Source organism: Granulicella sp. L46, assembly GCF_009765785.1.
Classification (GTDB): Bacteria; Acidobacteriota; Terriglobia; order Terriglobales; family Acidobacteriaceae; genus Granulicella.
In genome coordinates, this window is record NZ_LMUT01000003.1 from 721,372 (window position 1) to 744,332 (window position 22,961).

A 22,961-nucleotide genomic window follows, 5' to 3' on the forward strand; every position below is an offset into this window, starting at 1 on the left:
ACTGCTGGTCCACCCAACCCTAAGAAGACGAGCCCTACGCCAAACTCTGTCATCTCGACCAGAGCATCACGCACCAGTTTTCGTGATGCGCAGTGGAGAGATCCCCGCATTGGCACTCGCGCTGGAACTGGCGCTGGCAGTGGCACTACCACTGGCACTGGCAGTAGCACTGGCACCGGCACTGGCACCGGCGGTGGCGGTGCGGTGGCACTAGCGTTGCAGTTGCTGATGCCTTCGCCGTTGCCGTTGCCGTTGCTTTTCTTTGACAATTTCTGAAAGAAATTGTCATTCCGAGCGCAGCGAGCGAACCCGCTTTCGCCCGTCCTTTTCCCTCGCCTTTTCGGAAGGGAGGCGCTTTAGCTCCACAGAGGCCCTGATTACCTTCCCCTCGCCCCACCAAAAATAAATCTCCCAAACCGCTCTCAAAAACAGCCCATAATCCGCATGTCAAGACCCCAGCACCCACCCAATCCCACCAAACCCGCGCCCCCACTGGCGATTTCTCTCCAGGCAAGTTGGCATAGTTACCCCCACCAACTCACTACAATTGAACTAGACCCTCCCACAAGAAACGAAACCACGTCCACACAGGCCACCACAAAGGGGCCAACGGCCCGACATATCACCGAGTGGGGCTAACGGCGCACCCAACAAGCCGCCCAAACAGGGGGATACTTTGCCACCTAACTCGCTTGAATGGACTACTTTACAGCCTGAGTCATACCCGAAGGGGATACTTTGCCGTCTAACCCGCCTGAATGGAATACTTTACAGCTCAAGTCATACCCAGAGGGGGGAGGGGGGGTACCCTACGCCTCGGCCCCATCCCGCACCACTTCGCTAGCCGGCTCCGTCCCAAACTCGCCCTCCCACTTCGCGATCACCACGCTAGCCAAACAGTTCCCCACCACGTTCACGGTAGTCCGCGCCATATCCATCAGCGCATCAATCCCGAGAATGACAAAGATCGGCTCCATCGGCAGATGGAACTGCGAAGCTGTCGCCAGCAACACCACCAGCATCGCCCGCGGAACCCCCGCCACGCCTTTGCTCGTCAGCATCAGCGTCAGCATCATCACCACCTGCTGACCCAGCGTCAGGTGCATCCCCGCGGCCTGCGCAACGAAGATACTCGCCACCGCCAGATACAGCGTCGACCCATCGAGGTTGAAGCTGTACCCCGCCGGAATCACGAACGCCACAATCCGTCGCGGCACTCCGAGCGCCTCCATCTGTTCCATCGCACTCGGCAGCGCGGCCTCGCTGGTCGACGTAGCAAAGGCAATCGTCGCCGGCTCTGCCACCGCGCGCAGAAACCGCAGCACCGGCACACGAAACAACAGCGCCACCGGCAACAGCACGCACAAACCAAACACTACCAACGCGCCGTACAACGTCGCCAGCAACTTCGTAAGATTCACCAGCACGCCCAACCCCATATTCCCCACGGTGTAGGCCATCGCCGCTCCCACCGCGACCGGCGCAAAGTACATCACGACATTCGTAAACCGGAACATCACCTCGCTCAGGCTCTCGCACAGCCGCAGCACCGGCGCACGTTTGGCCTCACTCACCGTAGCCAGCGCAATCCCGAACAGCACCGCGAACACCACCACCTGCAGCACCTGCCCCTCGGCAATACTCTTCGCCAGGTTCTCTGGAAACACATGCAGCAACACCTCATCCCACCGAGTAGCCACCGGCGCAGTCACGATCGGAGCCACACCCGAAACCGTCAATCCCACACCAGCCTTCGTCAGGTTGATCGCCACCAACCCCACCGCCAGCGCCAGCGTAGTCACGACCTCGAAGTAAACCAGCGCCTTCAACCCCATGCGCCCGACGCTCTTCAGATCCCCATGCCCCGCGATCCCTACAATCAATGTCGCCAGGATCAGCGGAGCCACAATCGTCCGAATCAGCCTCAGAAAAATATCCGACAACACCCTCAACTGCACGGCCACATGCGGAGCATCGAACCCCAGCTCTGCTCCCGCCACCATCGCCACAAAGATCCACGGCGTCAAACTCTTCCGCCGCCACGCATACACCATCATCAGCAGGACACCCGCCCAGCGCACGCCCATCGCCAGGGCATGCGGAGCGTGCATCGCACTCATAACAACCCCGGCGCCCACCACCATCCCACCCGCAGCCGCAACCAGCAACTCGCCCTTCGCCCTGCCATGTCCCATGGCCCGAAGCATATCAGCCGCACCCGCCCAAACGTGTCCCAGCCATATCCCAGTCGTATCCCAGCCGTATCCGAGACGTACAATTCTCCTCATGAGTCGACTAACCCTCGTCCTTCTGCTCACTGCCACCACCTTCACCGGTCCCGCCGCGCTCCACGCGCAGAACCTCCCGCCAGCCAGCGCCGTCAGTCCCTCGACCAACCCGTCCGTCCCGGCACCAGCGAGCCCTTCCAAGGCGCCTTTCACCTACACGCCCCTCCACTTGCCGAATCTCCCACCTGGCGTTCTCGAGATGCTCAAACTCGAAGGCCAGTTCTCCGCGGCTGTAACCGAAGGCGGCGGTAAGGCCTTCAGCTCCTGGTTCGCCGACGACGGCGTCACCCTCAACAATGGCCAGCCTGCCGTCCTCGGCCGCTCCGCCATCGCCTCCATCGCCAACTGGGATCCCGCCGCCTACAAGCTCAGTTGGTACGCCGAAGGCGCCCAGATCGGCCCCTCCAACGACACCGGCTTCACCTGGGGACACTACGACGCGACAACCATCGCGAAGGACGGCAAATCCACCACCACCACCGGTCGCTACATTACCTTCTGGAAGAAGGTTCACGGCGAGTGGAAGGTAGCCCTCGACGCCAGCGCCAACGAACCTCCCCCAACCAACGGCCTTCCCACCCCATGAGCTCTAGCGTCAATCCCATCCATCCCCAGACCCGCATGGGTCACGTTCACCTCCGCGTCGCCAACCTCAACCGCGCTCTCGCCTTCTATCACGGCGTCCTCGGCTTCGACATCACGCTGCGCATGGGCGACTCCGCCGCCTTCCTCTCCGCCGGCGGCTACCACCACCACATCGGCCTCAACACCTGGGAGTCCCTCGGCGGCCAGCCTCCCGCCCCCGGCACCACCGGTCTCTATCACCTCGCTGTCCTCTACCCCACCCGCGCCGCCCTGGCCGACGCCCTCCGCCGCCTCCTCGCCGCCAACATCTCTCTCGACGGCGCCGCCGATCACGGCGTCAGCGAAGCCCTCTACCTCCACGACCCCGACCTCAACGGCGTCGAGCTCTACTGGGACCGCCCCGAATCCGAATGGCCCCGCGACCCCAACGGAAACCTAACCATGTACACCCGCCCCCTAGACCTCAAGGGCCTGCTAGCCGCCCACGAAGCCTAGCTCCACGCAGTTCTCAGGTGTCAGTTGTCAGCCGCAGGGCTTCGCTTTTCCTGAGAACTGACAACTGAGAACTGAGAACGTTCCCCCCTCACACCATCGTGTTCCCGCCATTGACCGCAATCTTCTGCCCCGTCACAAACGAAGCCCCATCACTAGCCAGAAACGCCACGACCCGCCCAACCTCTTCCGGCAAACCCATGCGTCCCAGCGCAACTCCGCGCACATACCCAAGCTTCTCTTCCTCCGTCGCATCAAACGCCCGCTCCGTAGGAATCCATCCCGGCGCCACCAAATTCACCGTAATTCCCGACCCCCCTAGCTCACGCGCCCACGACCGCGTCTGTCCCAGCTGCGCCGCCTTCGCCGCCACATAATTCGCAAACCGCGGATTCCCCAGCTCCACCACCTCGCTGCCAATCTGGATCACCCGCCCAAACCCGCGCGCCCGCATCCCCGGCAACACCGCCTTCATCAACAGCAGCGGAGACTTCACAAAAAATTCCATCTGATCCAAATACGCCTGCCACGTCTGCTCCTCAATCGACAGCAGCGGCTGATGCCCCGTAGCATTCACCACCAGCACCTCAATCGCGCCCAGCGCCGCCTCGACCTCGCTCACCAAACGCGAGACCTCGGCCTCATCCCGCACATCCCCCTGAAACGCCTGCGCCACCAACCCCTTCGCCCGCAGTCCCGCACAAAGCTCCTCAGCCCGCGCTGCGCGCTCAAAGTAATTTACCGCCACGCGATGTCCAGCCTCAGCGAGCGCCATCGCCATCGCCGCGCCCAACCCCCGCGAAGCCCCCGTCACCAGCGCAACACGTCCGCTCATACAGACACCATATCCCTACCGCTTTCCCGCACTTCCACTCGTCAGACTCACCTGCTCATCCTGGTACACCCGCACATAATCCACCAGCATCTCCACCGTCGCAGGAGTAGTAGCCGCCGGCGGTCCCGGCCAATCTCCACCCATCGCCAAATTCAACAGAAAGAAATACCGCCCATCATCGAACGGCCACACCGCACCCTTAGGCAGATCGGCCCGCGTATACGTCGCATACGGATGCGCCGGATCATCCACGTAATACTGCACCCTGCCCGGCGACCAGATCATGCCGTACGTGTGAAACGCCGCAGCAAACTCCGCGTCCGCCGGCAGCGTGGCGACCGTCGTCAGCGGCGTGCCCGTAAACCCAATCCCATGCACCGACCCATGAATCTTCCCCGGCTCCTTGCCAATGTTCTCCATGATGTCCAGCTCGCCACACGCCGGCCAATGCCTCTCGACGACATTATCGCCAAGCATCCAGAACGCCGGCCACACCCCGGGCCCTGCAGGAATCTGAATCCGCGCCTCAATCCGTCCATACTGAAAACTCTGCAGCCCCTTAGTCGTCATCCGCGCCGAAGTCCACTTGCCCGTAACCGCATCCCGTCGCGCCACCAGGTGCAGATACCCATCCGTCACCACCACATTCGGCGTCGCAGTCTTACAAGGCCCCACCCCCGATCCCAGCGCACAATAAGTCTCCAGCTCATGATTCCCCCACCCATTCCCACCCGTCTCAAACTCCCAGTTCGCCGGATCAGGAACACTACCAGCCCCATTAAACTCATCCGACCAAACCAGATGCTCTGCCCGCGGCACCTGCGCGTAAATCACGCCACCCAAACCCACCAACACCACCGCAAGAAATCTCTTCACAGTTTGAACCCGCATCTCCGATGGGCGCACCCATCCGTTTCTCCGATCTCCCATCTTGCCTCATGCCCGCAAGCAACGGCAAGAACTCATCACAGAGCCGTCCCTAAACCAAACAAGAAGGGCGGCCTCTTTCGAGTCCGCCCTTCCGTTCTTGCCTTTGCGCGACCCGCTATTCGCTGGTCGTTTATTCTGCGGCCATTTCTTCCTGCTCGCCTTCCATGCGCATCTGTTCCAGCTCGCGCTCCTCGGCTTCGATCGCCGCAGTAACCTCTTGCTGAACCTGCGCCGCCGCCTCTTCCAGCTCCGGTGAGAGCTGAACGTTGCGGTAGTAGGCCATACCAGTACCCGCCGGAATCAAGCGGCCGACGATGACGTTCTCCTTGAGTCCGCGGAGCGTGTCGACCGAGCCGTTGATGCTCGCTTCGGTAAGCACACGCGTGGTCTCCTGGAAGCTCGCCGCCGAGATGAAGCTGTCGGTAGAGAGCGACGCCTTAGTGATGCCCAGCAGCAGCGGACGTCCGATGGCCGGACGGCCACCCTCCATCAGCACGCGCTGGTTCTCGGCGTTGAACCGGAAGCGATCGATCTGCTGCTCGAGCAGGAAGTTGGTGTCGCCAACCTCTTCGACCTTCACCCAACGAAGCATCTGGCGGACGATCGTCTCAATGTGCTTGTCCGAAATCGACACGCCCTGCAGACGATAAACCTCCTGAATCTCGTTGACCAGATACTGCTGCAGCTCGCGCTCGCCCAACACCTCGAGGATGTCGTGCGGATTGCGAGGTCCGTCGATCAAAGCATCGCCGGCACGCAACCGCTCGCCTTCCTGGACGTTGACGTACACACCGCGAGGAACGCTGTACTCCTCTTCCTGGCCGTTGTCCGCGGTGACGTACACCTTGCGCTGACCCTTCGAGACGTCGCCAAACCGCACCACGCCATCGATCTTCGAGATGATCGCCGGATCACGTGTCTTACGCGCTTCAAAGAGTTCAACCACGCGCGGTAGACCGCCCGTAATATCCTTCGTACGCGTCGTCTCACGTGGGATCTTCGCGAGAATATCTCCCGGGAAAACCTCGTCGCCATCCTGCACCATGAGGTGAGCACGTGACGGCATCAGGTACCGCTTGGTGCCCTTCGCGCTCTTGATGATGATCGCAGGCTGCCGCTTCTCATCGGACGAGTCGCCGACGACCAGGCGTCCCAGCCCAGTAACTTCGTCGATCTCTTCGTTGAGCGTGAGGCCTTCCTGCAGGTCCTTGAACTGCACCGTTCCGGCAATCTCCGTGAGGATCGAGAAGGTGTAAGGATCCCACTCGCCGATCACGTCGCCGAGCTTGACCTCCTGCCCATCCTCTACTTTCAGCTTCGCGCCGTAGACGATGGCATACCGCTCCTTCTCGCGACCCTTCGCGTCGATGACGGCGATGGATCCGTTGCGGTTGAATGCAACCAGTCCACCTTCCTTCGCGCGAACCGTGACGAGATTGATGAAGTGGATCTTGCCCGCGTTCTTGGCTTCAAGATGCGACGTATCCTGCACACGCGACGCTGTTCCGCCGATGTGGAAGGTACGCATCGTGAGCTGCGTTCCAGGCTCGCCAATGGACTGCGCTGCGATAACGCCGACAGCCTCGCCCATCTCAACCATCTTGCCCGAGCCGAGGTTACGGCCGTAGCAAAGGATGCAGCATCCGCGCTTCGACTCGCAGGTGAGCACCGAGCGAATCTTCACGCGCTCAATACCCGCCGCTTGAACTGCGGAGGCCTTATCTTCGTCGATCTCTTCGTTGATCTCGACGATCACCTTCCCCTCGAAGTCCTTCAACTTCTCGAGCGACACGCGGCCAATGATGCGGTCGCGCAACGGCTCGATCGTCTCACCGGCTTCGATGATCGGGGTAACGTAAATGCCTTCCACCGTGCCGCAATCCAACTCGGAAATGATGACATCCTGCGCCACGTCAACCAGGCGACGCGTGAGGTAACCAGAGTCCGCCGTCTTCAACGCCGTATCCGCCAGGCCCTTACGCGCGCCGTGCGTCGAGATGAAGTACTGCAGCACCGTGAGACCTTCACGGAAGTTCGCCGTGATCGGTGTCTCGATGATTTCACCGCTCGGTTTCGCCATGAGTCCGCGCATACCAGACAGCTGACGAATCTGCTGCTTGGAACCACGTGCACCAGAATCGGCCATGATGTAAATCGGATTCATGGCTCCTTCCTTGTCCGCGCGCTTCATGTTGTTGAACATCTCGTCAGCAACCCGCTCGGTAACGCCAGACCACATCTGCGTGACCTTGTTCGACCGCTCGAGGTTGGTGATCGATCCGTCAAGATACTGCTGCTGCATGGCGATAACCTGCTTCTCCGCCTCGTGCACCAGCGTGTACTTCGAATCCGGAATGACCATGTCGTCCAGGCCAACCGACAGACCAGAGCGCGTCGCGTACTGGAAGCCGAGCTCCTTAATCTTGTCCAACGCCTTCACGGTCACTTCGAGGCCGAGATTCAGATAGAGGTAATTGATCAGCTGACCAATGCCCTTCTTCTTCATCAGGCCATTCACGAACGGCATGCCCTCAGGCAGCGCGTCGTTCAAAATCGCGCGGCCAACAGTTGTGTTGATGAACTGCTTGGTGAACTCAACAGGCTCGGTATGCAGAATGTCCTGATCGTCATACGCGACGGTCATATCCAGCACTGGTCCGGTGTAGCGCAGACGAATCGGCGTCAGCGTCTCGACCTGCTTAGCCTCGAGCGCCATCAATACTTCTTCGATGTTCGCAAACACGCGGCCTTCACCCTTGGCGCCCAGCTTTGCCTTGGTCAGGTAGTAGAGGCCGAGCACGAGATCCTGCGTAGGCACCGTGATCGGGTGACCACTGGCCGGCGAAAGAATGTTGTGCGAAGCCAGCATCAGCACCGAAGCTTCGATCTGCGCTTCGGGGCTCAGCGGAATGTGCACAGCCATCTGATCGCCATCGAAATCGGCGTTGAAGGCGGTGCAGACCAGCGGATGAATCTTGATGGCCTTGCCTTCGACGAGGACCGGCTCAAACGCCTGGATGCCCAGACGATGCAGCGTCGGTGCGCGGTTCAGCAGCACTGGGTGGTCCTTGATCACCTCTTCGAGAATGTCCCAGACGATCGAATCCTGCTGCTCAACCATCTCCTTGGCCTGCTTGATGGTCGTGCAATGGCCGGTCTGCTCAAGACGGTGATAGATGAATGGCTTGAACAACTCGAGCGCCATCTTCTTCGGCAAACCGCACTGGTGGAGCTTCAGTTCGGGTCCAACCACGATCACCGAACGTCCCGAATAATCCACGCGCTTACCAAGCAGGTTCTGACGGAACCGGCCCTGCTTGCCCTTCAACGTATCCGAAAGAGACTTCAGCGGACGGTTGTTCGCACCGCGCAACACGCGGCCACGGCGGCCGTTATCGAACAGCGCGTCGACAGCCTCCTGCAGCATGCGCTTCTCGTTGCGGACGATGACCTCAGGTGCGTGCAGGTCCATCAGCTTCTTCAAGCGGTTGTTGCGGTTGATCACGCGGCGATACAGATCGTTCAAATCCGACGTAGCGAAACGTCCACCATCCAGCGGCACCAGCGGGCGCAGCTCAGGCGGGATCACCGGGATCACGTCCAGGATCATCCACTGCGGCTTGTTGTCCGAGCGGCGGAAGGCCTCAACGACCTTCAGGCGCTTGGCATACTTCAACTTCTTCTGCAGCGAGGTCTCGGTCTTCATGCGCTCGCGCATCTCGATGGCGAGTTCGTTGACCTCAACGCGCTTCAGCAATTCCTTAATGGCCTCGGCGCCCATCATGGCCTTGAAACCAGACGGCCGATACTGCTGGTCGAGCTCGCGGAAGCGGTTCTCGTCCTTGATGACCTCGCGCTCCTTCACGGGCGCGTCGCCTGGATCGACCACAACGTAGCTCTCGAAGTAAAGAACAGCCTCGAGCTCGCGCAGCGAGATGTCCAACAGGTGACCAATACGCGACGGCAGGCCCTTAAAGAACCAGACGTGCGAGCAAGGCGATGCCAGCTCGATGTGGCCGAGGCGTTCGCGACGAACCTTCGACAGCGTGACTTCGACGCCGCACTTGTCGCAGATCACGCCGCGGTGCTTCATGCGCTTGTACTTGCCGCACAGGCACTCCCAGTCGGTGATCGGTCCAAAAATGCGCGCGCAAAACAAGCCATCGCGTTCCGGCTTGAACGTGCGGTAATTGATCGTCTCCGGCTTGGTGACTTCACCATGCGACCACGAGCGAATCTTCTCGGGCGACGCGAGCTGGATCTTAATCGAGTCAAAGTCCGTAATCGGACTGGTTGTTTCAAAGGGGCTGGAGCGGAACATATTTTTTCTCTCCGTGTGCAGTGCTTAGCTCGATACCAACTTTGTGCTTCACTCTTCAACTTCAAGAGCCTGTGTTGCGAGCTTCGCTGCTGTTTCGATTTCTATTTCTATTGCCTTCGAGATGATCCAATCTTCCGGCCTCATCCCTTCAAACTTTCTCGCCCTCTGCCGTCGGCTCCTGCCATTACACAAGCCCGGAGCCGACAACAGCGGCGATCACTAATCAAGCACTAATCCGCGACAGCAAGCTCCGGCAGCGGCACAACTTCTTCCGCCGTCGCAGTCTTCTTCACCAGCTCAACATCGAGGCAGAGTGACTGCAGCTCGCGGATGAGAACGTTGAACGACTCGGGCACGCCCGGCTCGATCGCTGCCTCACCCTTGACGATGGCCTCGTAGATCTTCGTACGGCCATAGACGTCATCGGACTTCGCGGTCAACAACTCCTGCAGGATGTAAGCTGCGCCATAAGCCTCAAGCGCCCACACTTCCATCTCACCGAAGCGCTGTCCGCCGAACTGCGCCTTACCACCCAGCGGCTGCTGCGTGATCAGCGAGTACGGTCCGATCGAACGAGCGTGGATCTTATCGTCGACCAAGTGGCTCAGCTTGAGCATGTAGATATAACCGACCGTCACAGGCTGCTCAAATGGCTCGCCCGTCATGCCGTCATACATCTCGCTCTTGCCCGAGCTCGGGAGTCCAGCCGCTGCAAGCAGCGCCTTGATCTCGCTCTCCTTGGCGCCGTCGAACACCGCCGTTCCAAACCAGATGCCGCGCTTCATGCCGGCAGCGACGCGAATCGTCTGCTCGTCATCGAGTGCCAACAGCTGGTTCAGTGCCGCCGTATTCTTGAACGCATCCTTGAAGATCTCCTTCACTTCGCTGGCCTTGTTGTGCTGCTCAGCGAGTGCGGCAACCTTCGCGCCGAGCTCATGTGCAGCCCAGCCAAGATGCGTTTCGAGGATCTGACCGACGTTCATACGCGAAGGCACACCGAGCGGATTGAGTACGATCTCCACTGGAGTCCCATCGGGCAGATACGGCATGTCTTCTTCAGGAAGAATGCGCGCAATCACGCCCTTGTTACCGTGGCGTCCGGCCATCTTGTCGCCAACCGACAGCTTGCGCTTCATCGCGATATAGACCTTCACCATCTTGATGACGCCAGGCGAAAGTTCATCGCCCTTCTGCATCTTGCCGATCTTCTCGTTGGTGATCTTGCGCAGCACATCGATCTGGCGAGACGTCATCTCCTCGATCTCGTCGATCTGCTCGTTCACACGCGGATCCTTGTCAGCGTAGCGAATACGCTTCAGGTTGCGCGTCGAGATCAGTTCGATGATGTCGCGGTTCAGAATGTCGCCCTTGGTCAGCAGCTTCTTGTTGGTGCGCTCATCGTGCAGATCAGCGAGTACTTCCTTCGCGCCAAGAATGTTCTCAAGCCGCTTGAGGCGCTCGTCGGTGAGAATACGAATCTCATCCGCCAAGTTGCGCTCCAGCTTCTCGATCATCTCCTGCTCGATCTGCAACGCGCGCTGATCCTTTTCCTGACCCTTGCGCGAGAAGATGCGAACATCCACAACCGTGCCTTCGATGCCCGGAGGGCACGTCAGCGAGGCATCACGAACGTCGCCTGCCTTCTCGCCGAAGATCGCGCGCAGCAACTTCTCTTCCGGCGTCAACTGGGTTTCGCCCTTGGGCGTTACCTTGCCGACGAGGATGTCGTTGTGACCAATCTTCGCTCCGATGCGGATGATGCCCGACTCGTCCAGGTCACGCAGCGCGTGCTCCGAAACGTTCGGAATATCACGCGTGATCTCTTCCGGTCCAAGCTTCGTATCGCGCGCCTCAATCTCGAACTCCTCGATGTGAATCGAGGTGTAGTAGTCCTCGCGGACCAGCTTCTCCGAGATCAGAATCGCGTCCTCAAAGTTGTACCCGCGCCATGGCATGAAGGCCACCAGCACGTTGCGGCCGAGACCAAGCTCGCCCTGCTCCGTGCACGGACCGTCCGCAATCACCTGGCCCTTGATTACGCGATCACCCTTGCGCACCACCGGCTTCTGGTTGATGCAGGTGTTCTGATTCGACCGCTTGAACTTGGTCAGCTGATAAATATCCGAACCAACTTCACGCGACAACTGCGTCGGATGATGCTCGCCTTCCACGCGCACGATAATGCGCTCGGAGTCGACCGAGTCAATAATGCCGTTGCGCTTTGCAAGGATCACAGCGCCAGAATCGCGCGCCGTTACGCCTTCCATACCCGTACCAACAAACGGAGCCTCAGCAACAAGCAAGGGCACCGACTGACGCTGCATGTTCGCACCCATCAGGGCGCGATTCGCATCGTCATGCTCGAGGAACGGAACCAGCGAAGCCGCAACCGATACCAGCTGCTTCGGGCTGACGTCGACATAATCGACCTCACCCTTCGGCACCAGCACAAAGTTGCCAGCCTTACGCGCATTCACGAGATCCTCAACTATGTGCAGGTTCTCGTCCAGGCCAATGTTGGCCTGCGCGATCGTGTGACGGTCCTCTTCCCAAGCCGAAAGATAGAAGCTGAACGGCTCGAGATCCATCGTGCGCTTGCCGTCCTTCTTCAGCTGCTTGTTCTGCTTCACCGAATCCGAAATCTCGAGGAAGTCGCCCTGGCGCAAACCAGACTCGCCGGCGTTGGTGACAGCAACGTAGTCCAGGACCACGCCGTCCTTCACCTTGCGATAAGGGCTCTCGATGAAGCCGTACTCGTTGATCCGTGCAAAGCACGACAGCGACGAGATGAGTCCAATGTTTGGACCTTCCGGCGTCTCGATCGGGCAGATGCGTCCGTAGTGAGTGGGATGAACGTCGCGGACTTCAAAGCCAGCGCGCTCACGCGACAGACCACCAGGTCCAAGGGCAGAAAGCCTCCGCTTGTGCGTAATCTCCGACAGCGGATTCGTCTGATCCATGAACTGCGACAACTGCGAGGACCCAAAGAACTCGCGAATCGCTGCCATCACCGGCTTCGCGTTAATCAGGTCGTGCGGCATCGCCGTCGACATCTCCTGATACACGCTCATCTTTTCCTTGATTGCGCGCTCCATGCGAACAAGACCGATGCGGAATTGGTTCTCCATCAGCTCGCCGACCGCGCGAACGCGGCGGTTGCCAAGGTGATCGATGTCGTCGACGTTGCCGATATTCTTGCGCAGCTTCAGCAGGTAACGAATCGTGCCGTAGAAGTCCTCAGACGTCAGCGTGCGCTTGTCGAGCCCGCTGGGATCCTGGTTCTCATACAGCTTGATGTTGAACTTCAGACGGCCAACGCGCGAGAAGTCGTACTTGCGCGGATCGAAGAACATGCCTTCGAAAAGCGCAGTCGCGGTATCCAACGTCGGTGGGTCGCCCGGGCGAAGCTTGCGGTAGATCTCAATCAGCGCCTCTTCCGGCTTGCGCACAGAGTCGCGCCGCAACGTGTTCGAGATGATGTTACCCACATCGTCGCGCTCCGGGAAGAAGACCTGCAGATTGGTCACGCCCGACTGAATGATCTTGTGCAGCTTGTCGGCAGTGAGCTCTCCGTTAGCCTCATACAGCAACTCGCCCGTGCCCATGTCGATCACGTCGGCCGCAATCATCGCGCCGTCGAACTCGCTAGGCTCAACCTCAATCTGCGCAATGCCCGCAGCGCGGACATGCTTGATCGACGACGGACCAATCTTCTTGCCCGCAGCAACCAACTCTTCCTTCTTCGCACCATGCAAAGCAATGGCCGAGCGCGTACCGACCAGATTCGTCGGCGTCTCTTCCGGCGTCACCGCCCAGAACAGCTTGCCATCCTTCACCGTGATCGTGTCGACAACGTAGAACGTCTTGAGAATCTCTTCATCCGTACGCAAACCAAGCGCACGCAGGAAGATCGTTCCCAGGAACTTGCGCTTGCGATCGATGCGCACATACAGCGTGTTCTTCTGGTCGTATTCAAACTCGACCCACGAACCGCGGTACGGAATGATCTTGCCCAGGAAGTAGGTGCGGTTGTTCGCCGTCTCAAAGAAGACGCCAGGCGAACGGTGCAGCTGCGACACAATGACGCGCTCGGTACCGTTCACGATGAACGTACCGTTAGCCGACATCAGCGGAATATCGCCAAAGAAGACTTCCTGCTCCTTCATATCGCGCAGGGTCTTCACGCCCGTCTCCGGGTCCTTGTCGTAAATCTTCAGGCGAATCGTCACCTTCAGCGGCGCAGAGTAGGTCATGCCGCGCTCTTCGCATTCAGCCTGGTCGTACTTCAGCTGCAGACCCACCGGGTCGCCGCACTTGGTGCAGAAGTCAGGCGTGTTCTTGTTGTACGTTCCGCAGAACTTGCACAGTACGTCGCCGGGATGGAACGGGTCGGTAATGACCATGTGCCCGCAGCTCGTACAAGCGGTGCGCAGGTGGTTCAGACCCTTCAGGTAGCCGCACTTGCACTCCCAGTTGCCGATCGAGTAATCGACAAACTCAAGCTCGGATACGTTACGGAAATCAGTGATCGGGAAAACGGAGGTAAAGACCGACTGCAGGCCATTGTCCTCGCGTTCGCGGGGCAGCTTGTCCATCTGCAGGAAGCGCTCATAACTGCGGCGCTGGACCTCAATCAGGTTGGGGATCTGGATGCTCGTCGGAATCTTGGAAAAATCCAGTCGGGTGCGGATCGCGCGCATTTCGGTGGGGTTTGTTTTCGACATGCTCTCTCCTGTTGCTCGGTCAGCCTCTTGGGGCTGACCTTCTGCTTGGCTCGAGGCCCTCCGGAGTGCGCCCGCTTGGAGCTACTACCCTCGGAAGGGAGAAACCACCGCATCTGCGGCATCTCTCATTGGACTTGATGTGCGCCTGTTCCGGTGCAGCCTCTCCTCGCAGAGATCGCACCTGAAGCGCGTAGTACAGAAACCCCAGCGAAGCATTCTGCGGGGTGGAAACCTGGGTGGTGCCGACGCCTTACGTACACAAGGCAAAATCTGTTACAACAGCCATACATCCCATGGGACAGGAGTAAGATCTAAATCTGTTACTACCTGTTTGGTGCCACTACAGCGCCCGTTTCGCCAGAGACGGCGAAAGCGCCCTGCGGGACAGCCTGCCCGGAGAGCGCGCATACGCTATTCGTAAGTGAGTTGATACAGAAACGGTGGATAATCGCCGCCCTTTGATCCCGTACGCCGTACGGGTCTCAACGTTTGCCGCTTGTCGCACGTTTGCACCCTGCGGACCCGCCGCTCGAACCACAAGGTGGCCGGCTCCATAACCTGCTTCGCATTGCCAGGATGAACCGGATAAAACCACTAATTCAATAGTATGTAACTGTTAGATGCCAGTTAGACGCCGTTAGATTCTAAGCTTTCGAGATCCGCAGAAAAACGTTGCGCCGAGGCAGCTGCGGCAGTCTCCCATCAGAGAGATTACCGCACATCTGCCTCGGCTGCAACCGGAGGATTTCAACAGGCCCGAACCCGAGGTCCAGACCTGCTCCTCCTCAAACTGCGGCCGTCGTTACTTGATCTCGACGGTCGCAACGCCATCAAACTTCTTCGCGATGGCAGCTGCATCTTCCTTCGAAATGTTCTCCTTCAACGCCTTGGGCGCGCCATCGACCAGGTCCTTGGCTTCCTTCAGCCCAAGAGCGGTGACTTCGCGTACGGCCTTGATGGTGTTGATCTTGTTCGCGCCAGCATCCTTGAGGATGACGGTGAACTCGGTCTTCTCTTCAACCGGCGCAGCCGCTGCCGCACCGCCGCCCGCAGGAGCCGCAGCAACCGCAGCCGCTGCCGAAACGCCAAGGCGCTCCTCAAGCTTCTTTACCAACTCCGAAGCCTCAAGAAGGCTGAGGCTAACGATCTGATCTTCCAACTGCTTAATGTCCGCCATGTTTCTCTCCGTATACTGCAAATTTCAAAACTTGATACCGCTATACTGCTGATTCAACTCACCTAAAGCCGTCTTCCGCTCTAAGCTGCCGCCCCTTCGGTGGGTTTCCGTTGCGCCCAGACTGCGCACCCGCCAAAGACTGCGACGAAACTTGTTATCCTTCAGCCGGTTCCGTGCTCGCCGCTTCACCAGCCTGCGACGCCGTGCCGTTCTCCGGCTCAGCCGCGCCCGAAGGCTGCTCGCCCGCGGAAGCCTCTTCAACGTGCGCTGCCGTAACCTCGACCACTGCCGCTTCCGCTGCAGGAGCCTCTGCCGCAGGTGCTTCGGCAACCGGTGCAGCCTTCGCCGCCGGTGCGCCAAACTTGCCCTGCTCCGCCGCCATATTCACGACGACCGCCAGGTTGCGACCGGTAGCATTGATGACCGTAGCCAACCGCTGGGCTGGGGATTGAATGAGAAACAGCAGCTTCGAGAACAGCTCTTCCTTGCCCGGCAGCTTCGCCAGCGAGTCAATCTCGGCGACCGTAATCACCTTGCCGTCGACGATGCCCAGCTTGAACGTGTACTCCGCGTTGTCCTTCACCCAGGTCGAAAGCGCCTTCGCCAGCGCCACCGGGTCACCCGACGTGTACGCAACCGAGTTCACACCCTTCAAACCCTGCAGTGCAGCCTCTACCTTGGTGCCTTCCGACGACTTCGCCGCCAGCTTGTTCTTCACCACGTGGTAAGCGCCGCCCGCTTCGCGGATCACCTTGCGCAGCTCAAAGTCCTTCGAGGCAGTCAGCCCCTTGAACGTGCCGATGATGGCCGTAGTCGAGCTCTCAAGCTCGCTCGCCAGCATCGCTACTTTTGCGTTCTTCTTCGCCTTGGTCAATGCCATATAAAACCAGCCTTTAGCTGCTAGCTCTTAGCTTTCAGCCGAATTGCGGCTTGCAGCTGCTAGCTCAATCTGTATCTCACCGGGCCAAACTCTCCGCGGGAGTAAAACTCAATCCTGGTCGGTCCTTAGCTGGTAGCTGCAAGCTAGAAGCTAAAAGCCGCGCTTACTTCGTAGCCACATCCGCAACAGCTGCCTCAAGCTCAATGCCGGGGCCCATCGTCGAGCTCAGCACAATCCGCTTGATGTACTTGCCCTTGGCAGCCGAAGGCTTAGCCTTCACCACCGACGAGATCACCGTCAACGCATTCTCCTGCAACTTCTGCGCGCTGAACGAAAGCTTGCCAACCGGCACATGAACCAGCGCGGTCTTATCGGCGCGGAACTCAACCTTACCGGCCTTGATCTCGCGAATAGCTCCAGCCACATCCGTGGTCACGGTACCCGTCTTCGGGTTCGGCATCAAGCCACGCGGTCCGAGGACCTTGCCCAAACGTCCAACCGAACGCATCATGTCCGGCGTAGCGATCAGGGCGTCGAAATCGGTCCAGTTCTCTTTCTGGATCTTCTCGACCAGCTCTTCGCCACCGAAGAACTCAGCGCCGGCAGCCTCAGCCTCTTTGACCTTATCGCCCGAAGCGATAACCGCCACAACCTTCGACTTGCCGCCCAGCCCGTGGGGTAGAACAACCGTTCCGCGGACCATCTGGTCAGCGTGACGCGTATCAACACCCAGCCGCATGGTCAGGTCGACGGTCTCGTCGAACTTGGCGTACTTGGCCTTCTGCAACAGGGGAATCGCATCGCCGATCGTATAAGGACGCTGCTCCACAAGCGCGCGCGCCTTCGTAATATTCTTGGATAGCTTCTTTGCCATTATTTCCTCGTCTCCCACCCCGTACCTAACGCCTTTCCGGCGAAGGCCTTGCACTGTTCCGCAAGGGCGTGGTCCCGACTAGCCTGCATAGGAGTGCAGACAACCTTCTAAGTATGCCGGATTTCGGGGGAAAGGTCAATCTGCAGACTGACAATTCACAGGCACTTTCACCAGAAATCGTCCTTCACGCCACACAGGGCCGGCACGCAAGAGGTTCCAGGCCTATTCAGTCATCCCCACAACGACGCACTTCAAGACCCTACGATTCGGCAGCAGAAATTCGTACTCGTCTCCCAGCTCCGTCCCGGGAGCATTCTTCAATACGCGCGCATGGACGTCTCCAAACGACAGCAGCCTCGTCTTATTGTAGGGATCCTCGGGGATAGCGTCGCTGCTCACCAATTCGAGCTTTCGCCCATTTGAGGTGATATCGGCAAAAAGCACATCGGCGCACTGCCCCTCCCAGTGCCCCAGCGAACAATCAGCGCGGATATGTACCCCGTAAACATGAACCACCATCGGGTAATCCATACCCGGTTTCGCATACGGCAGCTCCTGCGCCATCCGGGTCTTCTGAGCATGCAGAGAAACAGAACAGAGCAGAACAATGAGCCCAGCACAAAGCCTTTTCATCAAATACACCTCAGCTTAATGAACAAACGTATCTGTTTATACGGTGAACGAGCTCGTTAAGCTTCAGCGTCTCCCTCGTCCTCGCGTCCCTTCGACGGCATCAGAAGGATAAGCAATATCTGTATCGCAACTGCTACGCCACATCTACACTGGCCCAACATCCAACACACAAGGAGACACACAAATGCAACTAGGAATGGTAGGCCTGGGAAGAATGGGCATGAACATGGTGCAGCGCCTCATCAAAGCCGGTCACCAATGCGTAGGCTTCGACAGCAACCAAGCCACCATCGACACCCTCACCAAGCTAGGCGGCTCCGGAGCCACCACCCCCGAAGACTTCGTCCAGAAACTCACCACCCCCCGCGTCATCTGGCTCATGGTCCCCGCCGCGGTAGTCGACGAGGTGATCGCCAACCTCCTTCCCCACCTCCAGCCCGACGACATCCTCATCGACGGCGGCAACTCTTTCTACCAGGACGACATTCGCCGCGCCGAAGCCCTCAAGCCCAAGTCCATCCATTACCTCGACGTAGGCACCAGCGGCGGCGTCTGGGGAGCCGACCGCGGCTATTGCCTCATGATCGGTGGCTCCGACGCCCCCTTCCAGCGCTGCGAACCGATCTTCAAGTCTCTCGCCCCCGGCATCGATGAAGCCCCCCGCACTCCCGGCCGCGAAAAGATCGGCGGCACCGCCGAGCACGGCTATCTCCACTGCGGCCCCCACGGCGCCGGCCACTTCGTCAAAATGGTCCACAATGGCATCGAGTACGGCATGATGGCCTCCTACGCCGAAGGCCTCAACATCCTCCACCACGCCAACGCCGGCAAAACCAAGCAAGACTCCGACGCCGAAACCACGCCCCTCCGCGATCCCGAAAATTACCAGTACGACCTCAACCTCGCCGACGTCACCGAAGTCTGGCGTCGCGGCAGCGTCGTCTCCTCCTGGCTTCTCGATCTAGCCGCCGCCTCCCTCCTCGAGAGCCCCGACCTCAGCAAGTTTGCTGGCCGCGTCTCCGACTCAGGCGAAGGCCGCTGGACCGTCAAAGCCGCCATCGACGAATCCGTTCCAGCGCCCGTCCTCAGCGCCGCTCTCTTCGATCGCTTCAGTTCCCGCGGCGAAGCCGACTTCGGCGACAAACTCCTCTCCGCGCTGCGTTACGAATTCGGCGGCCATCAAGAGAAAAAATAGCTTCTACAGGTTCCGACGACACGAGGGGAGAGCGAATCGCTCTCCCCCTTGTGTCGTTTGGGGCGATATCCCCTGCGAAAGGCGGCGATCTGAAATACGTCCCTCGGGTTGCCCGTCTCCATAATTTATTTGTAAAGCGAGCTATTTTGACCATCGCCGACCAAGTATCCTGAATGATCCTTTATCTGGAGTCGCTTTTCTTAGTCGTATTCGGGCCATGATCACCGGGCACGTGTTGACAAGGTAGTGGCGCCGAGGAACCGCCACATGCCAGCCACGAAAGGACACTCAATGAAGACCAAAAGTGATCCCAAGCTTTCCTTTACTGAATTCCTGAATATTGAAGGTCCAGGTCGTAAACTCGTCCACCTGAAACCAGGCGGGGCCTTCTTTTCCCAAGGCACAGAGTCCAACTGCGTCTTCTATCTCACCGCAGGCCGCGCCAAACTCACCGTCGTCTCCCAGGCCGGCAAAGAAGCCACCATCACCCTACTGGTCCCAGGCGAGTTCATTGGTGAGGAATCCATCGCCGGCGCCGGCGGCCTGCGCATGGCCACCGCCTCAGCCGTCACCGCCTGCACCGCCATGAAAATCAATCGCGACGAGATGATTCAGGCCCTCCACGACGACCACACCTTCTCCGACTTCTTCCTCCGCTTCCTCCTCGCTCGCGGCATGAAGACCCAGGCCGACCTCGTCGACCAGCTCTTCAACTCCAGCGAAAAGCGCCTCGCCCGCACCCTCCTCCTCATGGCCGAGTTCGGCAAGCCCGGCGAGCCCGAAACCCTCATCCCCGCCATCACCCAGGAAGCCCTCGCCGAAATGATCGGCACCACCCGCTCCCGCGTCAGCTTCTTCATGAATCGCTTTCGCAAGCTGGGATTCATCGAATACAACGGACGCATCCGCGTCCACAAATCCCTTCTCAACGTCGTCCTGCACGACCAGTTCAGCGGCCATAACTCCGAGCGCCCACCCATGGAAATCGAAGGGCGCGAGCGCACCCGCACTGTGCCGCCCAAATCAGTCCCATCAAAGAAATTGCGTCCAGCAGCCGATTAACAGCACGCCATCCGTTGCATCCGTTCGCTTTAGAACAGATAAGTTTCGCGCCCCGTGACAGTCTTGATTCACGCTCCTTTCGCCCACCAGACAGAAAGGAAATCCTTATGTCGAAGACCAATCTCAACCTGCTCATCGTCGAAGACGAACCCGACACGCGTTACCTCCTCACCCAGATCTTTACCATGCGCGACTTCACCGTCCGCTCCGCAGAAGACGGCTTTGCCGCGCTCCAGATGATCCGCTCCTGCGTGCCCGACATCCTCCTCTCCGACCTCAACATGCCCGGCATGTCCGGCTTCGAGCTCCTCTCCGTCGTCCGCAGACTCTACCCCCAGATCCACGTGATCGCCACCAGCGGCGCCTACTCCGGCAACACTGTTCCCAAAGGCATTGCCGCCGATGGCTTTCACGAAAAGGCATCCGGCCTGGCAAGCCTCTTCGAGCTGATGGACCTGGCCGCCCACCTGGGTCACACCTCGTTCTTCTCCCATCGCACCCCAACGCCCCTCTGGATCGACCTCGAATCCCGCATGCCCTTCGAGTCCAACCACGTCCTCCTCAACTGCCCCGCCTGCCTCCGACCCTTTCGCCAGACCATCGAAGAGATCGACGCCGAGATCCGCGAAACCAACTGCCGCTTCTGCGGCGGCAAGGTCGACTACGCCATCGCCCTCGCGATCAAACCCAAAATCGTTCCCAGCGAGCCCAGCACCATGGCCAGCGAATATCCCGGCAACTCCCTCAACGCGCGCCGCGCCTGACCCCTCCATCCTCCCGCCTTCAAGATAATCCCGTTATGCCCCACGGCGTCCGCTAGCCTCAGCGACGACCCCTCGTCCTGCCCGCTCCATGAAGCTTCGTTCCTGCAGCTGCGCTTCTTCGCCACGCGATCAATTCATCGCCCGTCTCCTCAACTTTCGTGGATACTGTTACTTACCCATGCGAGCCGAGCCCTTCACTCCGCCAAACCCGCAAGGCCTCCTCTACCCCGACGCGTTCCCACCCGCGTCGCCGCAAGGCCTCGCGCACTGGCTCGAGCTCGCCATCACCTTCCTAGTCCTGCTCCTTTTCTCCTGGCTCGGCATCAAGCTCTCCAACAGTTCTGAGGGCGTCGCCACCATCTGGTTCACCAATGGCATGCTCTTCGCCCTCGTCATTCTTCGTCCCCGCCGCCTCTGGATCCAGTACTTCGCCATCGGCCTCTTCGCCGATACCCTCGCCGACGTCCTCTACGGCGACCGCTTTGCCCTCGCCTTCGGTGTCTCCCTCGCCAACTCCGTTGAGGTCATCCTCTCCGCCCTCGTACTCACTTACTTCTTCGGCAGCCCCTTCAACCTCTCCCGTCGCAGACCCCTCGTCGGCTTCCTCTTCATCGCCGTCATCGGCGCCACCGCCGTTACCAGCGCGCTGGGCGCTGCCTGGACCCTCCTCTTCGTCAACGCCGGCCCCTGGCTCACCCTCTTCCGTACCTGGTATCTCGGCGACATCCTCGGCATGTCCATCATGGCGCCCCTCACCTTCATCCTCCTCCGCCCCGGCTTCTTCCACATCCTTCACCGCCGCCGGCTCCTCAACACCCTCGGTCTCCTGCTCATCCCCGCGCTCGCCACGCTGTTCGTCTTCACCCACAACCAGGACTCGCTCATCTTCCTGATCGTCCCCGCGCTTCTCGTGGTCGTCTTCCGCCTCGGATTCCCCGGCACAGTCCTCGCCGTCTGCGTCATCGCCGTCATCTCCATCCCCCTCACCATCAACGGCTACGGCCCGCTCATGCTCGACGTTGACCACCGCATGCTTCACCGCATCGTCGTCGTCCAGATCTTCCTTGCCGTCGCGCTCTTCACCTGCTTCCTCGTCGCCACCTTGCTGGAAGAGCGCACCGAGCTCGAAGTCTCCCTCCAGCAAAGCGAAGCCCGCTACCGCCTCCTCGCCTCGCTCGACGGTCTCACCGGCCTGGCCAATCGCCGCGCCTTTGACGAGCGCCTTCAGGATGAATGGGGTCGCGCCCTCGTCGCCAACCAGCCCCTCTCCCTCCTCATGATCGACGTCGACCTGTTCAAGAAGTACAACGACCTATTCGGCCATATCAACGGCGATAACTGCCTCCGGCAAATCGCCAACATCATCGCCGACGGCATCTCCCCATCCCACGGTGAAGCCTCCCGCTTTGGCGGCGAAGAGTTCGCCGTCATTCTTCGCAACACCGATAGCGCCCAAGCCATGGCCGCGGCCGAAAATCTTCGCGCCGCAGTCGCCGCCATCAAACTTCCCCACCCCGGCAGCCCCTGGCATCTCCAGACCGTCAGCATCGGCGTTGCCGTCGCCGTCCCCGAAACCGGCCAGTCCCCCGTCTCCCTCCTAAACGCCTCCGACAGCGCCCTCTACCTGGCCAAGCTCCTCGGCCGCAACCGCGTAGAATCCAACCTCTCCGACTTCCCCATCCCACTGGAAGCCCAGCAGCCCGAGCTCCCAGCCCACCCACGAAGGCGCAAAACCGACTACCTGTAATCCCCCTTGACACTCCACCGATAACCGCCTACTCTCATTTCCAGCGAGGCGAAGAAATGGCGAAAACCAAACTCACCCCCAGCTCCCTGTTCCCCATCCTCAACCAACACCCCGGCCCGCGGCTCCTCGGCATGGCCCGCCTGGCCGCCGAGTCCACCCACACCGACGACGGCCACCAAATCGAATTCCGCACCCTCCAGCCCCGCACCATCCTCAATCGGTCCGTCTCCAAGCGCCAGCTAAAGAACTACTGGACCATCAACCCCTTCCGCGGCTGCGAGTTCGGCTGCAAATACTGCTTCGCCCGCTACACCCACGAGTTCCTCCAGCCCACACCCATCACCACGCCCCCCATCGGCACCCTCGACATCCCGCAGCAACCCTGGGCTCTCGCCTTCGAGCACGAAATCTACCTCAAAGAAAACGCCGCTTGGCTCCTCGAGCAGGAGCTCCG

16 protein-coding genes and 1 pseudogene are annotated in these 22,961 nt (G+C 59.8%); 8 read left to right on the forward strand and 9 right to left on the reverse strand.

Annotation, left to right across the window (positions count from 1 at the left end):
• On the forward strand, positions 1-276 hold a 276-nt coding region (locus GSQ80_RS22970; protein ID WP_216850116.1), incomplete at its 5' end, for a hypothetical protein.
• A 533-nt stretch (positions 277-809) separates the two neighbouring features.
• Here GSQ80_RS22970 and GSQ80_RS03930 read toward each other — a convergent pair.
• Positions 810-2,111, reverse strand: a complete 1,302-nt coding sequence (locus GSQ80_RS03930; protein ID WP_371315680.1) for a dicarboxylate/amino acid:cation symporter — start codon at positions 2,109-2,111, stop codon at positions 810-812.
• A gap of 175 nt (positions 2,112-2,286) precedes the next feature.
• On the opposite strand from GSQ80_RS03930, the gene GSQ80_RS03935 reads away from it, so the two are divergent.
• Positions 2,287-2,874, forward strand: coding sequence for a DUF4440 domain-containing protein (locus tag GSQ80_RS03935; RefSeq protein WP_158786175.1), 588 nt, complete (start codon positions 2,287-2,289; stop codon positions 2,872-2,874).
• A complete protein-coding gene (locus tag GSQ80_RS03940; protein WP_158786176.1) occupies positions 2,871-3,368 on the forward strand; it encodes a VOC family protein in 498 nt (165 codons plus the stop codon). Before GSQ80_RS03935 ends, GSQ80_RS03940 begins: the two co-directional genes overlap by 4 nt.
• Positions 3,369-3,456: 88 nt before the next feature.
• Here GSQ80_RS03940 and GSQ80_RS03945 read toward each other — a convergent pair whose 3' ends face one another.
• The 8 genes from GSQ80_RS03945 to GSQ80_RS03980 form a co-directional block, all read right to left on the reverse strand.
• Positions 3,457-4,200, reverse strand: a complete 744-nt coding sequence (locus GSQ80_RS03945) for an SDR family oxidoreductase (RefSeq protein WP_158786177.1) — start codon at positions 4,198-4,200, stop codon at positions 3,457-3,459.
• Positions 4,201-4,215: 15 nt separating this feature from the next.
• Positions 4,216-5,076: a family 16 glycosylhydrolase gene (locus GSQ80_RS03950; RefSeq protein WP_158786178.1), complete on the reverse strand. Its 861-nt coding sequence runs from the start codon at positions 5,074-5,076 to the stop codon at positions 4,216-4,218.
• Positions 5,077-5,260: 184 nt separating this feature from the next.
• Positions 5,261-9,451: a DNA-directed RNA polymerase subunit beta' gene (gene rpoC / locus GSQ80_RS03955; RefSeq protein WP_158786179.1), complete on the reverse strand. Its 4,191-nt coding sequence runs from the start codon at positions 9,449-9,451 to the stop codon at positions 5,261-5,263.
• 230 nt (positions 9,452-9,681) lie between these two features.
• Complete coding sequence (gene rpoB, locus GSQ80_RS03960; protein ID WP_158786180.1) at positions 9,682-14,175, reverse strand: DNA-directed RNA polymerase subunit beta; 4,494 nt, start codon at positions 14,173-14,175, stop codon at positions 9,682-9,684.
• A gap of 802 nt (positions 14,176-14,977) precedes the next feature.
• Positions 14,978-15,352, reverse strand: a complete 375-nt coding sequence (gene rplL, locus GSQ80_RS03965) for a 50S ribosomal protein L7/L12 (RefSeq protein WP_158786181.1) — start codon at positions 15,350-15,352, stop codon at positions 14,978-14,980.
• A gap of 154 nt (positions 15,353-15,506) precedes the next feature.
• Complete coding sequence (rplJ, locus tag GSQ80_RS03970) at positions 15,507-16,232, reverse strand: 50S ribosomal protein L10 (RefSeq protein WP_158786182.1); 726 nt, start codon at positions 16,230-16,232, stop codon at positions 15,507-15,509.
• 163 nt (positions 16,233-16,395) lie between these two features.
• Positions 16,396-17,106, reverse strand: a complete 711-nt coding sequence (rplA, locus tag GSQ80_RS03975; protein ID WP_158786183.1) for a 50S ribosomal protein L1 — start codon at positions 17,104-17,106, stop codon at positions 16,396-16,398.
• A 222-nt stretch (positions 17,107-17,328) separates the two neighbouring features.
• On the reverse strand, positions 17,329-17,670 hold the full coding sequence (locus tag GSQ80_RS03980) for a hypothetical protein (RefSeq protein WP_158786184.1): 342 nt from the start codon (positions 17,668-17,670) through the stop codon (positions 17,329-17,331).
• 253 nt (positions 17,671-17,923) lie between these two features.
• Here GSQ80_RS03980 and gnd point away from each other — a divergent pair, with 253 nt between their 5' ends.
• The 5 genes and pseudogenes from gnd to GSQ80_RS04005 form a co-directional block, all read left to right on the forward strand.
• A complete protein-coding gene (gnd, locus tag GSQ80_RS03985; protein WP_158786185.1) occupies positions 17,924-18,934 on the forward strand; it encodes a phosphogluconate dehydrogenase (NAD(+)-dependent, decarboxylating) in 1,011 nt (336 codons plus the stop codon).
• A gap of 291 nt (positions 18,935-19,225) precedes the next feature.
• Positions 19,226-19,996, forward strand: a complete 771-nt coding sequence (locus GSQ80_RS03990; RefSeq protein WP_158786186.1) for a Crp/Fnr family transcriptional regulator — start codon at positions 19,226-19,228, stop codon at positions 19,994-19,996.
• A gap of 107 nt (positions 19,997-20,103) precedes the next feature.
• Positions 20,104-20,760 (forward strand): response regulator, encoded by a 657-nt coding sequence (locus GSQ80_RS03995; RefSeq protein ID WP_158786187.1) that lies wholly within the window; start codon positions 20,104-20,106, stop codon positions 20,758-20,760.
• 178 nt (positions 20,761-20,938) lie between these two features.
• On the forward strand, positions 20,939-22,507 hold the full coding sequence (locus tag GSQ80_RS04000) for a sensor domain-containing diguanylate cyclase (protein WP_158786188.1): 1,569 nt from the start codon (positions 20,939-20,941) through the stop codon (positions 22,505-22,507).
• Between the two features lie 56 nt (positions 22,508-22,563).
• Positions 22,564-22,961 (forward strand): annotated as a pseudogene (locus tag GSQ80_RS04005) (radical SAM protein); the annotation flags it as partial.

Coding starts and splice junctions, on each gene's coding strand:
- GSQ80_RS03930 (WP_371315680.1), bottom strand. CDS start 2,111: ATGCACGCTCCGCATGCCCTGGCGATGGGCGTGCGCTGGGCGGGTGTC.
- GSQ80_RS03935 (WP_158786175.1), top strand. CDS start 2,287: ATGAGTCGACTAACCCTCGTCCTTCTGCTCACTGCCACCACCTTCACC.
- GSQ80_RS03940 (WP_158786176.1), top strand. CDS start 2,871: ATGAGCTCTAGCGTCAATCCCATCCATCCCCAGACCCGCATGGGTCAC.
- GSQ80_RS03945 (WP_158786177.1), bottom strand. CDS start 4,200: ATGAGCGGACGTGTTGCGCTGGTGACGGGGGCTTCGCGGGGGTTGGGC.
- rpoC (WP_158786179.1), bottom strand. CDS start 9,451: ATGTTCCGCTCCAGCCCCTTTGAAACAACCAGTCCGATTACGGACTTT.
- rpoB (WP_158786180.1), bottom strand. CDS start 14,175: ATGTCGAAAACAAACCCCACCGAAATGCGCGCGATCCGCACCCGACTG.
- rplL (WP_158786181.1), bottom strand. CDS start 15,352: ATGGCGGACATTAAGCAGTTGGAAGATCAGATCGTTAGCCTCAGCCTT.
- rplJ (WP_158786182.1), bottom strand. CDS start 16,232: ATGGCATTGACCAAGGCGAAGAAGAACGCAAAAGTAGCGATGCTGGCG.
- rplA (WP_158786183.1), bottom strand. CDS start 17,106: ATGGCAAAGAAGCTATCCAAGAATATTACGAAGGCGCGCGCGCTTGTG.
- GSQ80_RS03980 (WP_158786184.1), bottom strand. CDS start 17,670: ATGGCGCAGGAGCTGCCGTATGCGAAACCGGGTATGGATTACCCGATG.
- gnd (WP_158786185.1), top strand. CDS start 17,924: ATGCAACTAGGAATGGTAGGCCTGGGAAGAATGGGCATGAACATGGTG.
- GSQ80_RS03990 (WP_158786186.1), top strand. CDS start 19,226: ATGAAGACCAAAAGTGATCCCAAGCTTTCCTTTACTGAATTCCTGAAT.
- GSQ80_RS03995 (WP_158786187.1), top strand. CDS start 20,104: ATGTCGAAGACCAATCTCAACCTGCTCATCGTCGAAGACGAACCCGAC.
- GSQ80_RS04000 (WP_158786188.1), top strand. CDS start 20,939: ATGCGAGCCGAGCCCTTCACTCCGCCAAACCCGCAAGGCCTCCTCTAC.